Source organism: Arthrobacter sp. cf158, from assembly GCF_900106835.1.
GTDB lineage: Bacteria > Actinomycetota > Actinomycetes > Actinomycetales > Micrococcaceae > Arthrobacter.
Genome location: NZ_FNNR01000001.1, coordinates 165,409 through 181,367, shown reverse-complemented (window position 1 = coordinate 181,367; position 15,959 = coordinate 165,409). Strand labels below are relative to the sequence as shown.

The 15,959-nt window shown below is 62.3% G+C and carries 17 protein-coding genes; 10 read left to right on the top strand and 7 right to left on the bottom strand.

Annotation, left to right across the window (positions count from 1 at the left end):
• Window positions 1–108: 108 nt before the first annotated feature.
• The 4 genes from BLW08_RS00855 to BLW08_RS00840 form a co-directional block, all read right to left on the bottom strand.
• Window positions 109–1,179, bottom strand: coding sequence for an alkene reductase (locus BLW08_RS00855; protein WP_091322826.1), 1,071 nt, complete (start codon window positions 1,177–1,179; stop codon window positions 109–111).
• Between the two features lie 103 nt (window positions 1,180–1,282).
• Window positions 1,283–1,906 carry an SIS domain-containing protein gene (locus BLW08_RS00850; protein ID WP_254779607.1) on the bottom strand — a complete coding sequence of 208 codons (624 nt, stop codon included), beginning with the start codon at window positions 1,904–1,906 and terminating at the stop codon, window positions 1,283–1,285.
• A gap of 26 nt (window positions 1,907–1,932) precedes the next feature.
• The gene (locus BLW08_RS00845) at window positions 1,933–2,472 is read right to left on the bottom strand and encodes a hypothetical protein (RefSeq protein WP_091323284.1); all 540 of its coding nucleotides are present in this window, start codon (window positions 2,470–2,472) and stop codon (window positions 1,933–1,935) included.
• A gap of 110 nt (window positions 2,473–2,582) precedes the next feature.
• Entirely contained in the window at window positions 2,583–3,005 is a 423-nt protein-coding gene (locus BLW08_RS00840; RefSeq protein WP_090820272.1) for a hypothetical protein, read from the bottom strand.
• A 209-nt stretch (window positions 3,006–3,214) separates the two neighbouring features.
• On the opposite strand from BLW08_RS00840, the gene BLW08_RS00835 reads away from it, so the two are divergent.
• Window positions 3,215–4,390 carry a zinc-dependent alcohol dehydrogenase gene (locus tag BLW08_RS00835; protein ID WP_091322823.1) on the top strand — a complete coding sequence of 392 codons (1,176 nt, stop codon included), beginning with the start codon at window positions 3,215–3,217 and terminating at the stop codon, window positions 4,388–4,390.
• Between the two features lie 17 nt (window positions 4,391–4,407).
• Here BLW08_RS00835 and BLW08_RS00830 read toward each other — a convergent pair whose 3' ends face one another.
• Complete coding sequence (locus BLW08_RS00830; protein ID WP_091322821.1) at window positions 4,408–5,397, bottom strand: SDR family oxidoreductase; 990 nt, start codon at window positions 5,395–5,397, stop codon at window positions 4,408–4,410.
• A 122-nt stretch (window positions 5,398–5,519) separates the two neighbouring features.
• On the opposite strand from BLW08_RS00830, the gene BLW08_RS00825 reads away from it, so the two are divergent.
• Window positions 5,520–5,705, top strand: a complete 186-nt coding sequence (locus BLW08_RS00825; RefSeq protein WP_091322819.1) for a CsbD family protein — start codon at window positions 5,520–5,522, stop codon at window positions 5,703–5,705.
• A gap of 144 nt (window positions 5,706–5,849) precedes the next feature.
• Here BLW08_RS00825 and BLW08_RS00820 read toward each other — a convergent pair whose 3' ends face one another.
• Window positions 5,850–7,574: a purine-cytosine permease family protein gene (locus BLW08_RS00820; RefSeq protein WP_091322817.1), complete on the bottom strand. Its 1,725-nt coding sequence runs from the start codon at window positions 7,572–7,574 to the stop codon at window positions 5,850–5,852.
• A gap of 195 nt (window positions 7,575–7,769) precedes the next feature.
• Between BLW08_RS00820 and bioB the strand changes: the two genes are divergently transcribed.
• Entirely contained in the window at window positions 7,770–8,804 is a 1,035-nt protein-coding gene (gene bioB / locus BLW08_RS00815; RefSeq protein ID WP_091322815.1) for a biotin synthase BioB, read from the top strand.
• Between the two features lie 286 nt (window positions 8,805–9,090).
• A complete protein-coding gene (locus BLW08_RS00805; protein ID WP_091322811.1) occupies window positions 9,091–9,570 on the top strand; it encodes a very short patch repair endonuclease in 480 nt (159 codons plus the stop codon).
• Here BLW08_RS00805 and BLW08_RS24020 read toward each other — a convergent pair.
• Complete coding sequence (locus tag BLW08_RS24020; RefSeq protein WP_177179863.1) at window positions 9,528–9,701, bottom strand: hypothetical protein; 174 nt, start codon at window positions 9,699–9,701, stop codon at window positions 9,528–9,530. The genes BLW08_RS00805 and BLW08_RS24020 overlap by 43 nt on opposite strands.
• Window positions 9,702–9,906: 205 nt before the next feature.
• Here BLW08_RS24020 and BLW08_RS00800 point away from each other — a divergent pair, with 205 nt between their 5' ends.
• The 6 genes from BLW08_RS00800 (at window position 9,907) to BLW08_RS00775 (ending at window position 15,954) form a co-directional block, all read left to right on the top strand.
• Window positions 9,907–10,287: an Hpt domain-containing protein gene (locus tag BLW08_RS00800; RefSeq protein WP_090820284.1), complete on the top strand. Its 381-nt coding sequence runs from the start codon at window positions 9,907–9,909 to the stop codon at window positions 10,285–10,287.
• Between the two features lie 90 nt (window positions 10,288–10,377).
• A complete protein-coding gene (locus BLW08_RS00795; RefSeq protein ID WP_090820286.1) occupies window positions 10,378–10,977 on the top strand; it encodes a helix-turn-helix domain-containing protein in 600 nt (199 codons plus the stop codon).
• A 163-nt stretch (window positions 10,978–11,140) separates the two neighbouring features.
• Window positions 11,141–12,481: an MFS transporter gene (locus tag BLW08_RS00790; RefSeq protein WP_091322809.1), complete on the top strand. Its 1,341-nt coding sequence runs from the start codon at window positions 11,141–11,143 to the stop codon at window positions 12,479–12,481.
• 10 nt (window positions 12,482–12,491) lie between these two features.
• Complete coding sequence (locus BLW08_RS00785; protein WP_090820291.1) at window positions 12,492–13,874, top strand: FAD-dependent oxidoreductase; 1,383 nt, start codon at window positions 12,492–12,494, stop codon at window positions 13,872–13,874.
• Window positions 13,871–15,151, top strand: coding sequence for a CaiB/BaiF CoA transferase family protein (locus BLW08_RS00780; RefSeq protein WP_091322807.1), 1,281 nt, complete (start codon window positions 13,871–13,873; stop codon window positions 15,149–15,151). Before BLW08_RS00785 ends, BLW08_RS00780 begins: the two co-directional genes overlap by 4 nt.
• On the top strand, window positions 15,148–15,954 hold the full coding sequence (locus tag BLW08_RS00775) for an enoyl-CoA hydratase-related protein (protein WP_091322806.1): 807 nt from the start codon (window positions 15,148–15,150) through the stop codon (window positions 15,952–15,954). The genes BLW08_RS00780 and BLW08_RS00775 overlap by 4 nt, the downstream gene beginning before the upstream one ends.
• The last annotated feature ends 5 nt before the right edge of the window (window positions 15,955–15,959 follow it).

Sequence of the window (15,959 nt, the reverse complement as noted above, 5' to 3'; positions counted from 1 at the left end):
GGCTCAGAACAACCACTACTGCCAGCCAGTTGGGTGGCCACACGTTAAACCACGACGTCGGCACTCTGGTGAGTGCCGACGTCGTGAAATTACTGAGGTGCTGTGCGCCTAGTTGGCGTAGAACGGGTAATCCGTGTAGCCCTCGGCGCCGTCAGCGTAGAACGTGGCAGCGTTCGGCTCGTTGAGCGGCAGGCTGTCGCGCCAGCGACGGGCGAGGTCCGGGTTGGCGATGGCCGGGCGGCCAACCACCACAGCGTCGGCGAGGCCATCTTCAACAATGGCGAAGGCTTCCTCGCGCGTCGTGATCTCGCTGAAGCCCGTGTTCACCAGGAACGTTCCATTGAAACGCTCACGGAGGCCCTGGACCAGGGCGCTCTTGGGGTCGTGGTGCAGGATGCTCAGGTACGCCAGGTTGAGCGGTGCAATGGTGTCCACCAGGACCTCGTAGGTCGCACGGACGTCGGCGGCATCGGTTTCTGCGATTCCCTGGACGTTGTGTTCCGGCGAAATCCTGATGCCGACGCGGTTGGCACCGAGGGCTTCAACCACCGCGTTGACGGTCTCGATCACAAAGCGGGCGCGGTTCCCCGGGGAGCCACCGTAGCTGTCCGTGCGGACGTTGGAGTTGGGGGCCAGGAATTCGTGCAGAAGGTAACCGTTGGCGGAGTGGAGTTCCACGCCGTCGAATCCTGCCTCAATGGCGTTCTTGGACGCGGTGACAATCTCCTGAATGACTCCCGGCAGTTCGTCGGTTCGGAGTTCGCGCGGCACGGGGTACGCCTGCTTGCCGCTGGGGGTGCGGACCTCACCGTCGATGGCGACGGCGCTGGGGCCAACGATCTCGTGGCCATCCGTGATGTCTGAGTGCGAGACCCTGCCCCCGTGCATCACCTGGGCAAACATGCGGCCGCCCTCGGCGTGAACGGCGTCGGTGACCGTCTTCCAGCCGGCGATCTGGTCCTCGGTCACAAGCCCGGGCTGGCCCGGGTAGGACTGTCCCGCCGGCGTGGGATACGTTCCCTCGCTGACGATCAGTCCGAGGGAAGCCCGTTGGCGGTAATGCTCGGCAATCAAGGAACCCGGTACCCCTTTGTCACCAGCGCGGAGACGCGTCAGAGGTGCCATCACCAGTCGGTTGGAAAGTTCAAGCTCGCCGAGGGCCAAGGGGGAAAACAGCATGCGCAGTTCCTTTCAGAGTGAAACAGGTTCACCCTGCCCAACTGCATGGCGTCTGCAACTATTCCGGAAGAGGTGCACATCACACGGCGTGTGAGTGCGCTGACTACTCCGGCTTACGCTCCTTCAGGGCGTCGTCGAAGCACTCGCACAGCGCCAGGACGGCAACGAGATGGGCTTCTTCGGCATGGGCCGGATCAGTGTTGACGCAAATGGCTTCATTGACCGATTGCGCCAGATCCTTGGATTCCTTCCCGGTGAGTGCCCACACACGGGCACCACCGGATTTCGCCGCGGCAGCAGCATTCCTGAGATCGTCGGTAATACCCTTCGCTGCCAGCAACACCACAATGTCTCCCCCGCGTACTTGTTCTGCGATCTGACCGGTGATGCCTCCAGCAGTGCCATCAGTTCCACTGGCACTTTTGGGGACATAGATGGCTTTGAAGCCGGAGCCGTCCCCGGGATCGTGGGCGGCGAGCTCCGAGGTGAACCGCTGGGCCTCGTGCGAGGACCCGTCACTCCCCGCAGCAAAGACAGTTCCACCGCGCAACCTCACAAGCGCCAGCTCCTCCCCCCACTGGGCAAGCCTGGAAGATTCACGGCGCAGGGCCGCCACGGCCGGACCGATCTCGCCCAGGTGGCCCAACACCACGTCAACCGCATGGCGGTTCGCCTTCGACTCAGCCGAGCGCACCACTTGCCCTGTCCGCCTCACCACGATGCTCACTTCCTGCCTCCGTTTCCTGCTCGAAGCTAGAGCTTCCTTTCACCGTCTTGCGCCGAACCATCATGAGATGAACCCTCACGCGGCGATCCGTTGCGCGCGGAACGGTCCCGCGTCAGGCGTTCCCCTTCAGCAGCATCCGGAGTGCCCGCATCTCCGGCACGATTCGTATCCCCGGCACGATCCCTGTCGCGGGCAGGGTTCGCATCCGCGGCACGGCCCCTGTCGCCGGCACGGGTATCAACGTGTGGATCAAGTTTGTCCGCGTGACGGAGATGCTCCTCGACGCGGTCGTGGGCTTCGCTGGCTTTCCCGGCGTGGCGTTCGGCTTCCTGCCGGAGGCGGTTGGCTTCCACTTCGGCCCGCAGCGCATCGGCTTCCGCCTGCGCAGATTCTGCTTTCGCCTGTTGGGCGCCGATGGCCTCTTCGGCCGCTTTCTCCCGCAGTTCTTCTGCCCGGTGGTGGTTGGCCTCGGCCTTCTTGCGGCGTCCTATGACCACCGCAACGATCACAGCAGCAATGACAACAACCGCCAACACGATGATCAATACCAGTTGTCCTGTATCCACGTGGATTTCCTCCCTGGTGAGCGGCTTGTCCGGGCGCCGCTCGTAGCCCATGCTGTGGCTTGCACTCGGGGCGTACCCCGATCAGGGCACCCCCAAACGATGGTGGTCTCTCATGCCGGCAGCTCCATACGGAAACCACACCGGCACTGAATCACGCGCGTCTTCAGGTAAACGTCCAGCAGGCCATCGTCCACCTCCTCGGTGGACATGGGGGCATAAACGCTCCGCGCCGAGGATTGTGCATACTGCATGGGTTCGCCGCAGTGGAAGTACTGTCCGCCAAATTGCAGCAAACCGGATCCGCTGCCCTTACGGTTCAGTGCCGCGGCGACATCCTGGAATGCGACAGTGCGCGTTGAGGACGCCCCGCATCCCCTGCAGGTGTAGGACACGGACACCAGCAGGTCTCCGGGATGGGGGTCAATGGATTCGATTGCTTCCAGATCCAGCTGATCGGAAGATCTGCATCCAGGGCACTGAAGGGGCTCGGCCTGGGGACGGGTTGCATCCCCTGGAAACAGAGGGTTTTTCATCAACGACAACGCGGACGCTCCTCGGTCAACTCTGCCCGAAACTCTCCCTTGCCCACCATGTTAACACCGTTGGTCAGATTGCTTACTAGTTTTTGCGGGCAGACTTTTACGTGGGCTGCGCCGCCTTGTGCCGTGGCACAGACTCTGGTTCGCTGGGATGGTCTCCTGCAGCGCGGGACAAACCCCAGCCGTAATGCAGGGAGAACACCATGAAAGCCGTGACATGGCAAGGCCGCCGCTCGCTCAGTGTCAATGACGTCCCTGACCCCACCATCCAGGAACCTACGGACGTGATAGTCCGGATTACCTCTACCGCAATCTGTGGTTCAGACCTTCACCTCTACGAGGTGCTGGGCCCATATATGCACAAGGGCGACATCATCGGCCATGAACCCATGGGGATCGTGGAGGAAGTGGGCTCGGAAGTCCATCGCCTGAAAAAGGGCGACCGTGTGGTGATCCCGTTCAACATCTCCTGCGGCCACTGCTTCATGTGCAACCAGGGCCTGCAGTCGCAATGCGAAACCACCCAGGTCACGGCCAAGGGCTCCGGGGCGGCACTGTTTGGCTACTCGGAGCTTTATGGATCCGTTCCCGGCGGGCAGGCCCAGTACTTGCGCGTTCCGTTCGCCGATTACGGCCCGATCAAAATCGATTCTGATTCCCCGGACGAAAGGTACCTGTTCCTCTCCGATATCCTGCCAACGGCTTGGCAGGCGGTGGAGTACGCCAACGTTCCTGAAGGCGGCACTTTGGCGGTACTCGGGCTCGGCCCCGTGGGCCAGTTCGCCGCAAGGATCGGCATCCACAAGGGATTCCGGGTGATCGGAGTGGACCCAGTCCCGGAGCGCAGGGCCATGGCTGAAACGCGCGGAGTGGAGACCATGGACTACAGCTCCAAGGTGGCCGAGCAGATCCGTGAGGACACCCTGGGCAGGGGTCCGGACTCCGTAGTGGATGCAGTGGGCATGGAAGCTCACGGTTCCCCGGTGGCGTCCTTCCTCCACAAAGCGGTATCGCTGCTTCCCGACAAGCCAGCCCAAGCAGCCATGGAAACCATGAGCGTCGATCGGCTTGCCGCGCTGCACACGGCCGTGGCTCTGGTGCGGCGCGGCGGGACCATCTCCCTGAGCGGCGTGTACGGCGGCCAGGCCGATCCCATGCCCCTCATGACCATGTTCGACAAGCAAATCCAGCTACGAATGGGGCAATGCAATGTGCGCAGCTGGACTGACCAGCTGCTCCCCTTGGTAGAGGACGACGCCGATCCGCTGGGAGTCATGCATCTGGTCACCCATACCGGATCCCTTGATGAGGCTCCCGCCCTCTATGAGAAGTTCCAGAAGAAGCAGGATGGCTGCATCAAGGTTGTGCTCAAGCCCTGACCCCACTCCACAGCGCGTCAGGCCAGATGCTTGCCGCCGGTTACGCCAATGACCGAGCCGGAGATGTAACTGGAATCTTCACTGGCCAACAGTACGTAGGTGGCAGCGAGTTCGGCAGGTTGACCGGCTCGGCCCAACGGAGTGTCCTGCCCGTACGTCCGGATTTCTTCTGCGGGCTGGGTGGGTGGCTGCAACGGCGTCCACACTGGGCCGGGCGCCACTGCATTGACCCTTATTCCTTGCGGGCCCAGTGATTCTGCCAGCGAAAATGTCATGCTGTTGATGGCCGCGTTGCTTGCTGCGTAGTCGATCAGCGTCGGGCTGGGGTGGTAGCCCTGGATGGACGACGAGTTGATGATCGCAGCACCGGCCCGCAGGTGCGGAAGCGCAGCTTTGGTGAGCCAGAAAAGGGCATAAACGTTGGTCTTGAAAGTCCGGTCGAACTGTTCCGGATCGAGGTCTTCGATACCCCTGGTGGTGGTCATGTGGAAACCGGCGTTATTGACCAGAACGTTGAGCCCCCCGAACTCGGCGACGGTCTGGGCGATGATTTCCTGGCAGAATTCCTCATCTTGCAGGTCGCCGGGAAAGGCCAGAGCTCTGCTGCCGGCATCCTGGATCAACGCGACCGTATTCTCGGCATCCTGTTCCTCTTCAGGCAGATAGGTGAAGGCGACGTCAGCACCCTCACGGGCGAAGGCAATGGCCACAGCTTTTCCTATCCCGCTGTCCCCGCCGGTAATCAGGGCCCGCCTGCCCAGCATGCGGTTGTGCCCCACGTAGCTTTGCTCGCCGTGATCCGGGCGGGGATTCATGGCGTCCGTCCATCCCGGGTAGTCCCGGGACTGCTGCTTGGACTCACCGGACGGGTATGTGGTGCGTGGATCCGGGTTCTCGTCGTCAGCTTCCTCGGCGCCCGCGAGGACTTTGTTCACCAAGGACATGGCGACGTCTTCATCGAGCTCGGTGGATTGTTCGGCATCTTCGCGCCCAGCGTCCTGAACCATGCGCACAGTCTAAGCGTGCTCACTTTTGCCGGGAACGAGTGCACGGCCGACGTTCAGGAAGTACCCAGAATTGCTCGATAGCCTAGCAATTGTCAGTGTTGGATTACATCGAAGGAGATCACATGGGACTCGGCGACAAGATCAGCAACAAGGCCCAGGAAGTCACCGGCAAGGCGAAGGAAGCCTTGGGAGACGCCACCAATAACGAGAAACTGCAGGCAGAAGGCGTCGCTGATCAGGCGGCTGCCAAGACCAAGCAGGCGGGCGAGAACGTCAAGGACGCCGCGAACGATGCGTTCGACAAGTAAGCCCCACAGCACTAACCACACAGCATTAACCACACAGCACAACGCCCCGGCTCCCCTGATGGGAGGCCGGGGCGTTTGCGTCAACCCAAGCAGGTGTCAGATGAAGCCGTCGCGAACTCTCTGCGACGCAATTGGGTCGGGGGGCTACTTTTGGGCCGGGAGCACCAGGTCGCCGGACTTATCCGTGGACAAGGCGAGGGACGAGATGTACTGGGGTTCGCCGTCGGGCCCGTCCTGACCTGAACGGAGCATGTCCGGGCGTTCGAACTCAAGTCCGGTGACGTGGCAGAGGAGCTTGGCGTCGCTGGGGTTGCCGTCGGCGTCGAACATCGGAAGGTCGATGCCGTCGTCGGTACGCCGGAGGTAGTAACGGCCCTTGGTGGCCAAAGCCAACACCGGCGGCAGCACCAAGGCCAGACCCACAGCGAAGATCGGCGAAAACGGCTGGACACCGGAACCAAACGCGCCGAAGAATACCGCGATGGAAACTCCTGCAGAGACCAGCATGGACACAAAGCCCACCGGGTTCACGGCGTAGAGCATCCCGCGCCGGAACTCCGGAACTTTGGGCGAGATCTTCAGCAGGTACTTGTTGATGGCGATGTCCGAGGCCACCGTCACAACCCAGGCCATGGCGCAGTTGGCGTAGAAGCCCAGAATGGTGTTCAGGAACTCGAACATGTTGGACTCCATGAGGACCAGCGCGATCACCAGGTTCACCACCACGAACACCATGCGGCCCGGGTAGCTCTTGGTGATGCGGGTGAAGGAGTTGGTCCAGGCCAGCGAGCCGGAGTAGGCGTTGGTGACGTTGATCTTGATCTGCGAAATGACCACCAGCACCACAGCCAAGGTCATCGCAAGCCACGCGGGCATCATTTCTTCGTAAACACCCAGAAACTGGTGGACCGGCTCATTCGCTGATGCAGCAGCTGCGGGGTCGAGCTTGGCAATGAGGTAGATCGCAATGAACAGGCCGATGATCTGCTTGATGGCACCGAAGATGACCCAGCCGGGGCCGGCGAAGATTACTGCACGCCACCAGGCACCCTTGTTCTCGGCCGTCTTGGGCGGCATGAAGCGAAGGTAGTCGATCTGCTCGGCAATCTGCGCCATGAGGGACAGGCAGACGCCGGCGGCCAGCATCACGGAGGCCAGGTTGGGGCCGCCCTCGCCGGATGCACCCGTGAAGGCGAAGAAGGCATCAATGCTTTCGGGGTGGGACAGGAGCAGGTATCCCACGGGAACCACCATGAGCAGCAACCACAGGGGCGTGGTCCACACCTGCAAAGTAGCGAGCGTCTTCATTCCATAGATCACCAGCGGAATGATGATGATGGTGGATACCGCGTAGCCGATCCACTGCGGAATGCCCAGGCCCAGCTGCAGCCCCTGGGCCATGATGGAACCTTCGAGGGCAAAGAAGATGAACGTGAACGTGGCGAAGATGATGTTGGTGACCACTGAGCCGTAGTAGCCAAAGCCCGAGCCACGCGTGATCAGGTCCAAATCAATGTTGTAGCGGGCTGCGTAATAGGCCAAGGGGAAGCCGGTGGCGAAGATGATCACTGCGGCCACGATGATGCCAAAGATCGCGTTCACCGTTCCGTACGCGATGCCGATGTTGGCGCCAATGGAGAAGTCGGCCAGGTAGGCAATGCCACCCAGGGCGCTGGTGGCCACCACGCCGGCGCTCCACTTGCGGTAGGAGCGCGGTGCGAACCGGAGCGTGTAGTCCTCCAGGCTCTCCTTCGCCGCACTCATTGCATCGGCGTTGCCTTGCGCCGCTGAAACGGAGCCGGTCCCGACGGCGGTTCCAGCCGCCGTCGTCGGCTCCAGTGTTGCGGTACTCGTCTTGTTCTCACTCATTCGTGGTCGCTTTCGTCCGGGGAGGGTGCCTCGCCCACGACGCTAGTAACGCGACGCGTCAATTCAGTCACGTCCATGTTTCACAGCTGTAACTTCTGAATCAGCCGCCCCGCGCAGCCAGCACCAAAATCCAGCACGGCAGTTTGTGCGCACCCCACAAAATCGCCCTCCACCTGCGCCTATACCGTCAAGGACATGAGCACCCAAGCACACCGGGGAACCCGGGAAACATCTGCCTACGCCATCCTGGACACTGCCAGAGAGCAAGTCCTCGGACGCGGAGAGGGACTGAACGAGGCACAACTCGTCCAGGTCCTTGAGCTCCCCGACGACGCCATCCCCGCAGCACTGCAGCTGGCCCATGAAGTCCGCCTGGAGCACTGCGGTGAGGACGTTGAGGTGGAAGGCATCATCTCCATCAAGACCGGCGGTTGCCCCGAAGACTGCCATTTCTGCAGCCAGTCCGGCCTGTTCGACTCCCCCGTTCGTGGCGTCTGGCTGGACATCCCCGAACTCGTTAAGGCGGCCAAGGAAACCGCTGCCACCGGAGCCACGGAGTTCTGCATCGTCGCAGCCGTGCGTGGTCCCGACATCAAACTCATGAACCAGATCAAATTCGCGATCGACCGCATCAATGAAGAAGTGGACATCAACATCGCCTGTTCGCTCGGCATGCTCACGCAACGCCAAGTGGACCAGCTGGCCGAATGGGGCGTGCACCGGTACAACCACAACCTGGAAACGGCGCGCAGCTACTTCCCCGAGGTAGTGACCACCCACAGCTACGAAGAGCGCCTGGATACCTGCGCCATGGTCAAGGCCGCCGGCATGGAACTATGCTGCGGTGCCCTGATCGGAATGGGCGAATCACTGGCGCAACGAGCAGAGCTGGCCGCACAACTCGCTGCCCTGGAACCGCACGAGGTCCCGCTGAACTTCCTCAACCCCCGCCCCGGCACGCCCTTGGAAAACCAAGGAATCATGGACGGCAAGGACGCCCTCCGCGCCATCGCCGCGTTCCGGCTCGCCATGCCGCGCACCGTCCTCCGGTACGCCGGCGGCCGTGAACTGACCCTCGGCGACCTCGGTACCCGCGAGGGTCTCCTCGGTGGCATCAACGCCGTCATTGTGGGCAACTACCTCACCACGTTGGGCCGACCCGCCAACGCTGACCTCAACCTCCTGGTGGAACTGAACATGCCCATCAAGGAATTCCAGAAGTCGCTATGAGCGCTGCGGTGTCACAGCAGTTCTGCGGTCACTGCGGCGGCGCTTTCGCCACCAGCGGTGAGGGCCCGACGTCGGACGCTCACCACAGCTGCCAACAGCACCTGGCGATGGAGCCCCCGCGCTTCTGCCCGCAGTGCCGCCGACGCATGAAGGTGCAGGTCACACCCTTGGCATGGACTGCGGAGTGTTCCCGCCACGGCCTGACAAGTTTCTGTACAGATTCCGCCCCTAAAAACGCATCGTAAGGGCGGTATCTGTACAAAAACTCCCTGGGTAGGCTGGATTCATGGGCGAAAGCCGGGACCTTCTGACGCAGGAGCAACGCAGCCGCAACATGTCAAAAATCCGCGGAAAGGACACCAAACCTGAGCTGCTGGTCCGCAAACTCCTGCACGCGAAAGGCTACCGGTACCGCCTGCACGGACAATCCAGTGGCACAAAGCTCCCTGGCCGCCCGGACCTGGTGTTCGCGGGCAGGCACAAGGTCATTTTCGTCAACGGCTGTTTCTGGCACTTCCATGACTGCAAAGTTGGCCGGCACGCTCCGGCGGCCAACGCGGAGTTCTGGGAGGCCAAGCGGAGCCGCACCCGCGGACGCGATGCGGTGCAGCGGTACCAGCTGGAGGCTGCCGGTTGGGGCGTCCTGACGGTGTGGGAGTGCGAACTGAAGGACCGGCCGGTTCTTGAGGCGAGGCTTACGGCGTTCCTCGAATCCGGCTCGGCCTACGGCGCGGAGGTGGCGGACGGGGCGGACTCGACCGTCTGACCGGCACCTGCGCCGTGGGAGCTCTGTTCCCACAAAGCGAATGCCGCCGTCCCACCGATTCCCAGCAGAACGGTCATGCAAAAGACGATGATGACCATGAGGCCCGGAGAGGGGCGCACACTACTGTTCATGCTGTTTACCGTTCCTTGATTCAAGCCTGGAATCCCCCAGATCCGTGATCTTTCATCTGCTCCTCCCCACTTTCGGGGCCACCAATCAAGACTCCCTCTGAGTCCGCTCAAGATTGGATCAAGCTTTGGATTTCTGGCGCTTGGGCCGTTCCACGGGTCCTACTGTTGAATCGTGAATCTATTGTTTGGAGGCGGGAGGAGTCTGGTGTCCGAGTATGACGAGTGCACAGACTCCCTGGTGGACCGCACCGTCCTCACTGACCTCCAGGCCGAACTTGGCGGAGACCGCGCCATCATCTGCGCCTTCGTCCGGAACTATGTAGCACTGCTCCCGTGGCGGGTCTCCCGGCTCCACCGCGCGGTGGAGAACCTTGACATGGAGGACGCCATGGACGCGGTTCTCAGCCTCAAGACGTCAAGCCACATGGTGGGGGCCATCTGCATGAACCGTTTGGCAACGGAGCTGGAGATCAGCATCCGCCTCTTGCCCAACGCGGATCACCTCGATGAGCTGAGGCCCCAGATCGTGGAGATCGAACAGTTCGTTTTTGGGACCATTTCCGAGCTTGAATCACCGATTCTGTAAAATTCTTCACCTTAGTGAAGAAAAATCATTGACTCGCTAAAGAACTTCACTATAGTTGTGTGAGTTAGCTCACCAACGAAGGACGCGGCAATGACCACCGAGACTCCTGCTCCACCAGCCACCAGCGAACTGCTGGCAACTGTTGGAAACAAGGTGCGCACCATGCGCAAGGCAAAAGGCATGACCTTGGCCCAACTCTCGGACATCACCGGGCTCAGCCAGGCGATCGTCAGCCAGATCGAACGCGGCATGGCCAACCCATCCTTCACCACGCTGGCTCAGCTGGCCCACGGCCTGGATATCCCGGTGGGGAGATTCTTCATCGGCCAGGACGAATCCAAATCGCCCGTGGTCCGCAGGTCCGAACGACGCAACCTTAAGAACGTCACCCGCGAATCCGTGGGCGAAGCAGTGCACGAGCTGCTCACCCCGAACCGCGACGGAAGCATCGAAGCGCAGTGGATCAGTACGCCCCCAGGGCACGACACCAGCGACACCCCTTTTACCCACAGCGGTGAAGAGTTCTGCTACATCATCTCCGGCCGTAAGGACGTCTTTTTGAACGGCGTCTGCTACAGCCTCGAAGAGGGCGACTCCATCACCTACTCCTCAGAGATCCCCCACTGGTACAAGAACAGCTACGAAGAGGTATGCGTAGCCATCTGGGTCAACGCACCACACGCGTGGTAACCCTGCCGCCCCCACACGGCGCCAGCGTTTTCCCTTAACTGTCCGGACACGAACCGTGGCCGCAGACACTCCTTGCCACTTTCGCATCAAACGCCTCCTCCAACAGGCGTTCCTGCGTCATACCCTCCCACGCCCTCCGGGGCGTCAGCGTAAGGACAAATCCATGCTCGACACCCAAGCGACGGACAACGTTGTCCCGTCCCCCAGCACCACCCACTCATCCCCCAGCAACGCCGGCAAAAACGCCAAGTTCACGCCCGAAGTCCGCAAAGGCCTCCTGGGCCTGGGGCTCGGCAACGCCTTGGAATGGTACGACTGGATGGTCTTTGGCCTCCTGTCAGCCTTCATCGGGCCGAACTTCTTTCCCAACACCGATCCCCTGTCCGCAACATTGAATGCGCTGGCCGTGTTCGCCGTCGGATTCGCCTTCCGCCCCTTGGGCGGCATCCTCCTCGGAACCCTGGCGGACCGCATCGGACGCCGCCGGGTCATGCTGCTCTCCATCATGTTGATGGCCGGCACCACCCTGATCATCGCCATCACCCCCAGCTATGAAACGATCGGCCCGGCGGCAGGCATCATCCTGCTCATCTGCCGCGTCCTGCAGGGTATTTCCACGGGCATCGAGGCTCCACTTTCCACCTCGCACGCCGTGGAACTCGCTCCGGAAGGCCGCGAGGGCTACGTCGCCGGCATCATGTCTTTCTACGTGAACATCGGCATCCTGTTGGCGTCGCTCATCAGCTTCCTGTGCAGCCTGGTCCTGGGCGGTGCAGCGATGGCCGAGTGGGGCTGGCGCGTACCGTTCATCATCGGCGCCCTGTTCGGCTTCGTGGTCCTCTACCTCCGCCGTTCACTGCCGGAAACCCTCAAGGCCGAGGAAATGGCCACCAACACTCCCCGGGCTGTGTGGTCCGGAGTCCGGAAGCATTGGCTCTCCGTCCTGGCCATCATCTTCGTGGTGGGCGCAGCACAGGCCTACAACTACGCCTGGAACGTCGGCCTCCCCAGCGCAGCACGCAGCGGGTTCAAGGAAGATCCCACCGCAGTCTTCGCCCTCACCACCATCCTGGGCGTCATCCTGGTGGTGGGCAGCTGGATCATCGGCAAACTGGCCGACGGCAAGGCGATGTCTAAGTGGTTCCTGGTGACCCGCATCCTGGCCATCCCGTCCGTGTTCCTCATGCTGATGTACGTCCAGCCAGGCATCGGCGGATTCGCAGCAGTCCTGTTGGGCGGCTCCATCGTGCTGGTCCTGAACATGACGCTCTACAACGTGGTCAGCTCGTCCCTGATGCCCAAGAACATCCGCGGCACCGGGGTAGCCCTGGGCTATGGCATCGGAGTCGCACTTTTCGGCGGCACCGCCTCCTACCTGCTGGTCTGGTTCCAATCCCTGAACATCAGCTGGGTCTTCCCGGTCTACGTGGCCGCACTCTCCATCCTCAGCATCGTCTTCTACCTCGCAGCCCGCCGCTCCAACGGCATCTTCGTCGGAAAGTAAGGACTCCCCCATGAACTCCCTGGAACTCAGCACGTCCCTTGAACTCAGCACCACGACGGCGGACCTCACCGCCCCTGTCATCTCCCGTTCCAATGTCCTGGTGGTTGGTGGTGGCCCCGCAGGCGTGGCCGCTGCCGTCACCGCAGCCCGTTCCGGCGCCAAGGTGACGCTCCTGGAGCGCTACTCATCCTTGGGCGGTTTGGCCTCCGGCGGCATGGTCCTGGTGCTCGATGACATGATCAACGGCCAGGAAATCACTGTCACCGGCATCGTCTCCGAGTATGTGGAACGCCTGCAGAAGCTGGGCCTGGCAATCGTCCCGCCTGCCGATGACCGCAAGACCTCCGAGGAACTCTGGAACAAGTGGGGACGCTACGGCACCTTCGATTTCCACTCCCACACCAACCCCAAGCCCATCTGCTACGCCGCGGCGTTCGATCCCGATGGCTGGAAGCGTGTCTCCAACGACCTCGTCCGTGAGGCCGGCGTAGACCTCCGACTGCACTCATGGTTCTCCCGGCCCATCGTGGACAACGGCGTGATCAAAGGCGTCATCTGCGAAACCAAGCTTGGCCCGCAGGCGTTCATGGCCGACGTCGTCATCGACACCACCGGTGACATCGACGTCGCATCCCGAGCCGGCGCCAGCTACGCCAAGGACAACTACCTCACCACGCTGGTCTTCCGCCTGGGCAACGTGGACACCAATGCCGCAGAAGCCTTCGAACAGGCCAATCCCAAGGAAGCCCGCGCCATCAACCGCAAGATCAAGCGGCTCCTCGGTGGAGCCTGGGAGCTGTGGTGGCTCAAGACCCCCATCGACGGCGTGGTCTGGTGCAACGCCCCGCACATGTCCGGCTTCGATGGTGTTGATCCCGCAGACATGACTGCCGCCGAGTTCGCCGCCCGGGATCGCATTTCCGAGGCCGTGGACTACGTCCGCGCCAACCTTCCCGGCTTCGAAAACTGCTACATGCTGGACGTCGCCTCACAGATGGGCGTCCGCCAGACCCGCCTCCTGCAGGGCGAGTACGTCATGACCAAGGACGACGTCACGCAGCGCAGGCACTTCGAGGACACCGTCGCCCGTGGCCGCGACTACTACTACCCGTACCGCTCGCTCCTGCCCAAGGAAGTGGACCAGCTCCTGGTGGCGGGCCGCCACTACTCGGCAACACCGGAGGCGCAAAAGATGTCCCGCGAGATCCCGCCGTGCATGGCCATGGGCCAGGCCGTCGGCGTCGCTGCCGCCCTCGCTGTGGAGAACAACCTCCTGGTCCGTGACGTCTCCGCGCTGGATATCCAGCAGGGCATGCGTCGCCACGGTGCAGACCCGGGCGACGTCCCGTCGTCGAACGCCACCGTGGACGCAACCGCAGCGGTGCCGGCATGAGCAGCGTGACCCTGGATACCGCGACCTTGGACCAGCCGGCAGGCGAAACGACGGAAAGCACGACGGCGGCACTCACCACAGAAGCGCCCGCGCCAGTGCCGCTCCCGCTGGACGGCATCAAGATCGTGGACTTCACGCAGGTGTTCATGGGCCCGTCCTGCACACAACTGCTGGGTGATTACGGCGCGGACATCATCAAGGTTGAACGCCCTGGAGCCGGTGACATTTCGCGCAACTCCTTCCCGGATCAGGACGGCCAGGACAACCCGATCTTCCTGTCCATCAACCGGAACAAACGCAGCGTCTCCGTGGATACCCGCACCGAAGAAGGCCGCGAGGTCCTGCACCGTCTCATGGCCGACGCCGATGTAGTGGTCAGCAACTTCCGGTCCGGCGTGATGGAACGCATGGGCTTTGGTTACGAGGACCTGAAAGCCACCAACCCAGGCATCATCTGGGCCTCAGGCACCGGATTCGGGCCTGTTGGTCCGTACTCGCACAAGGGCGGCCAGGATGCGATCGCGCAGGCCTACTCCGGTGTGATGTGGCGCAGGGAGTCCGAGGACACCAAACCAGCCATCTACCCCACCACGTTGTGCGACTACATCACCGGAATGCACCTCATGCAGGGCATCCTGTTGGCGCTGCGCACCCGGGAATCCTCGGGCGCAGGCCAGAAGGTGGAAGTGACCATGTACGACTCCATGTTGCACCTGCAAATGCAGGAGGCATGCATGCAGCTCAACCGCGGCTACGAGGTCAACTGGGGTGCCATGCCGCTGAGTGGTGTGTTCGAAACCACCGACGGCGCCGTGTGTATGGTGGGTGGCTTCACGCCGGACCCCCTGGCCCGGATCTCTGATGCGCTGGACCTGGACGAGGACCTGACGCAGCGTCCGGAGTTCTCCAACCTGGAGCAGCAGTTCAAGAACAAGCCGGCGTTGCAGGCAATCTTCCGCGAGCACATCGCCACCAACTCCACCGAATATTGGACCCACCAGCTCGAGGAACAGGGACTGCTCAACGCCCCGGTGCACACCTTGGAACAGGCTCTGGCGGATGCGCAGACCGAAGCCAACGGCATGATCGTGGAAGCTGAGCATCCCACAGTGGGTACGGTCCGCATGCTGAACGCGCCCATCCGGCTCTCCGCAACGCCTCCTACCATCCGTCGTGCTGCTCCCCGTTTGGGCGAGCACAACGTGGAAGTCCTGCTGGAGAACGGCTTCGACCAGGAAACCATTGAACGCCTGCAGCAGCTGGGGGTGCTCCGATGACCGCCTCGGTTGAAGAGCTCGTTGACACCGTTACCCTCACCATCGAAAACCATGTGGCAACAGTGGTCATAGACCGCCAGCACGTGCTCAACGCCGTGGATGCCACCGCCCAGGCCCGGCTCAACTCGATCTGGGACCAGCTGGAGGGCGATCCGTCCGTGCGGGCGGTGGTCATCACGGGTGCCGGATCCCGGGCCTTCTCCGTTGGTGCGGACATGTCCGCGTCCGCCGTGGACAAGACCGGCCTGGAATACTGGGCCAGCCTTGATCCCAACGGTTTCGGAGGCCTGAGCCTTCGGACCACCTTTGACATTCCGGTGATCGCCCGGGTCAATGGCTACGCCTTGGGCGGCGGCATGGAAATGGTGCTGGGAGCGGACATTGTGGTGGCGGCCGATACCGCGAAGTTCGGCCTGACGGAGCCTCGCGTTGGGCGCTTGGCTCTCGACGGCGGCATCCACCAGTTGGTGCGGCGGATCCCGCACACTCAGGCAATGGGCATGCTCTTGACCGGTCGGAAAGCGGACGCTGCTGAGATGCAGTCCATGGGCCTGGTCAACGAGGTGGTGCCCGCAGAAGAACTCGATGCCGCCGTGCAGCGCTGGGTGGACCAGATCCTTGCCTGCGCCCCCACCTCGGTACGGGCAGTGAAGCAGATGGTCACGCAGACCGGCCATCTCACGGCCAAGGAGGCCCGCGGCCTTCGCCTGCCGGCACTCATGGCTGCGCTGGACAGTGAGGATTCAGCCGAAGGCGTCCTTGCTTTCCAGGAGAAGCGTCCCCCCGTCTGGCCTGGTCACTAGGAAAT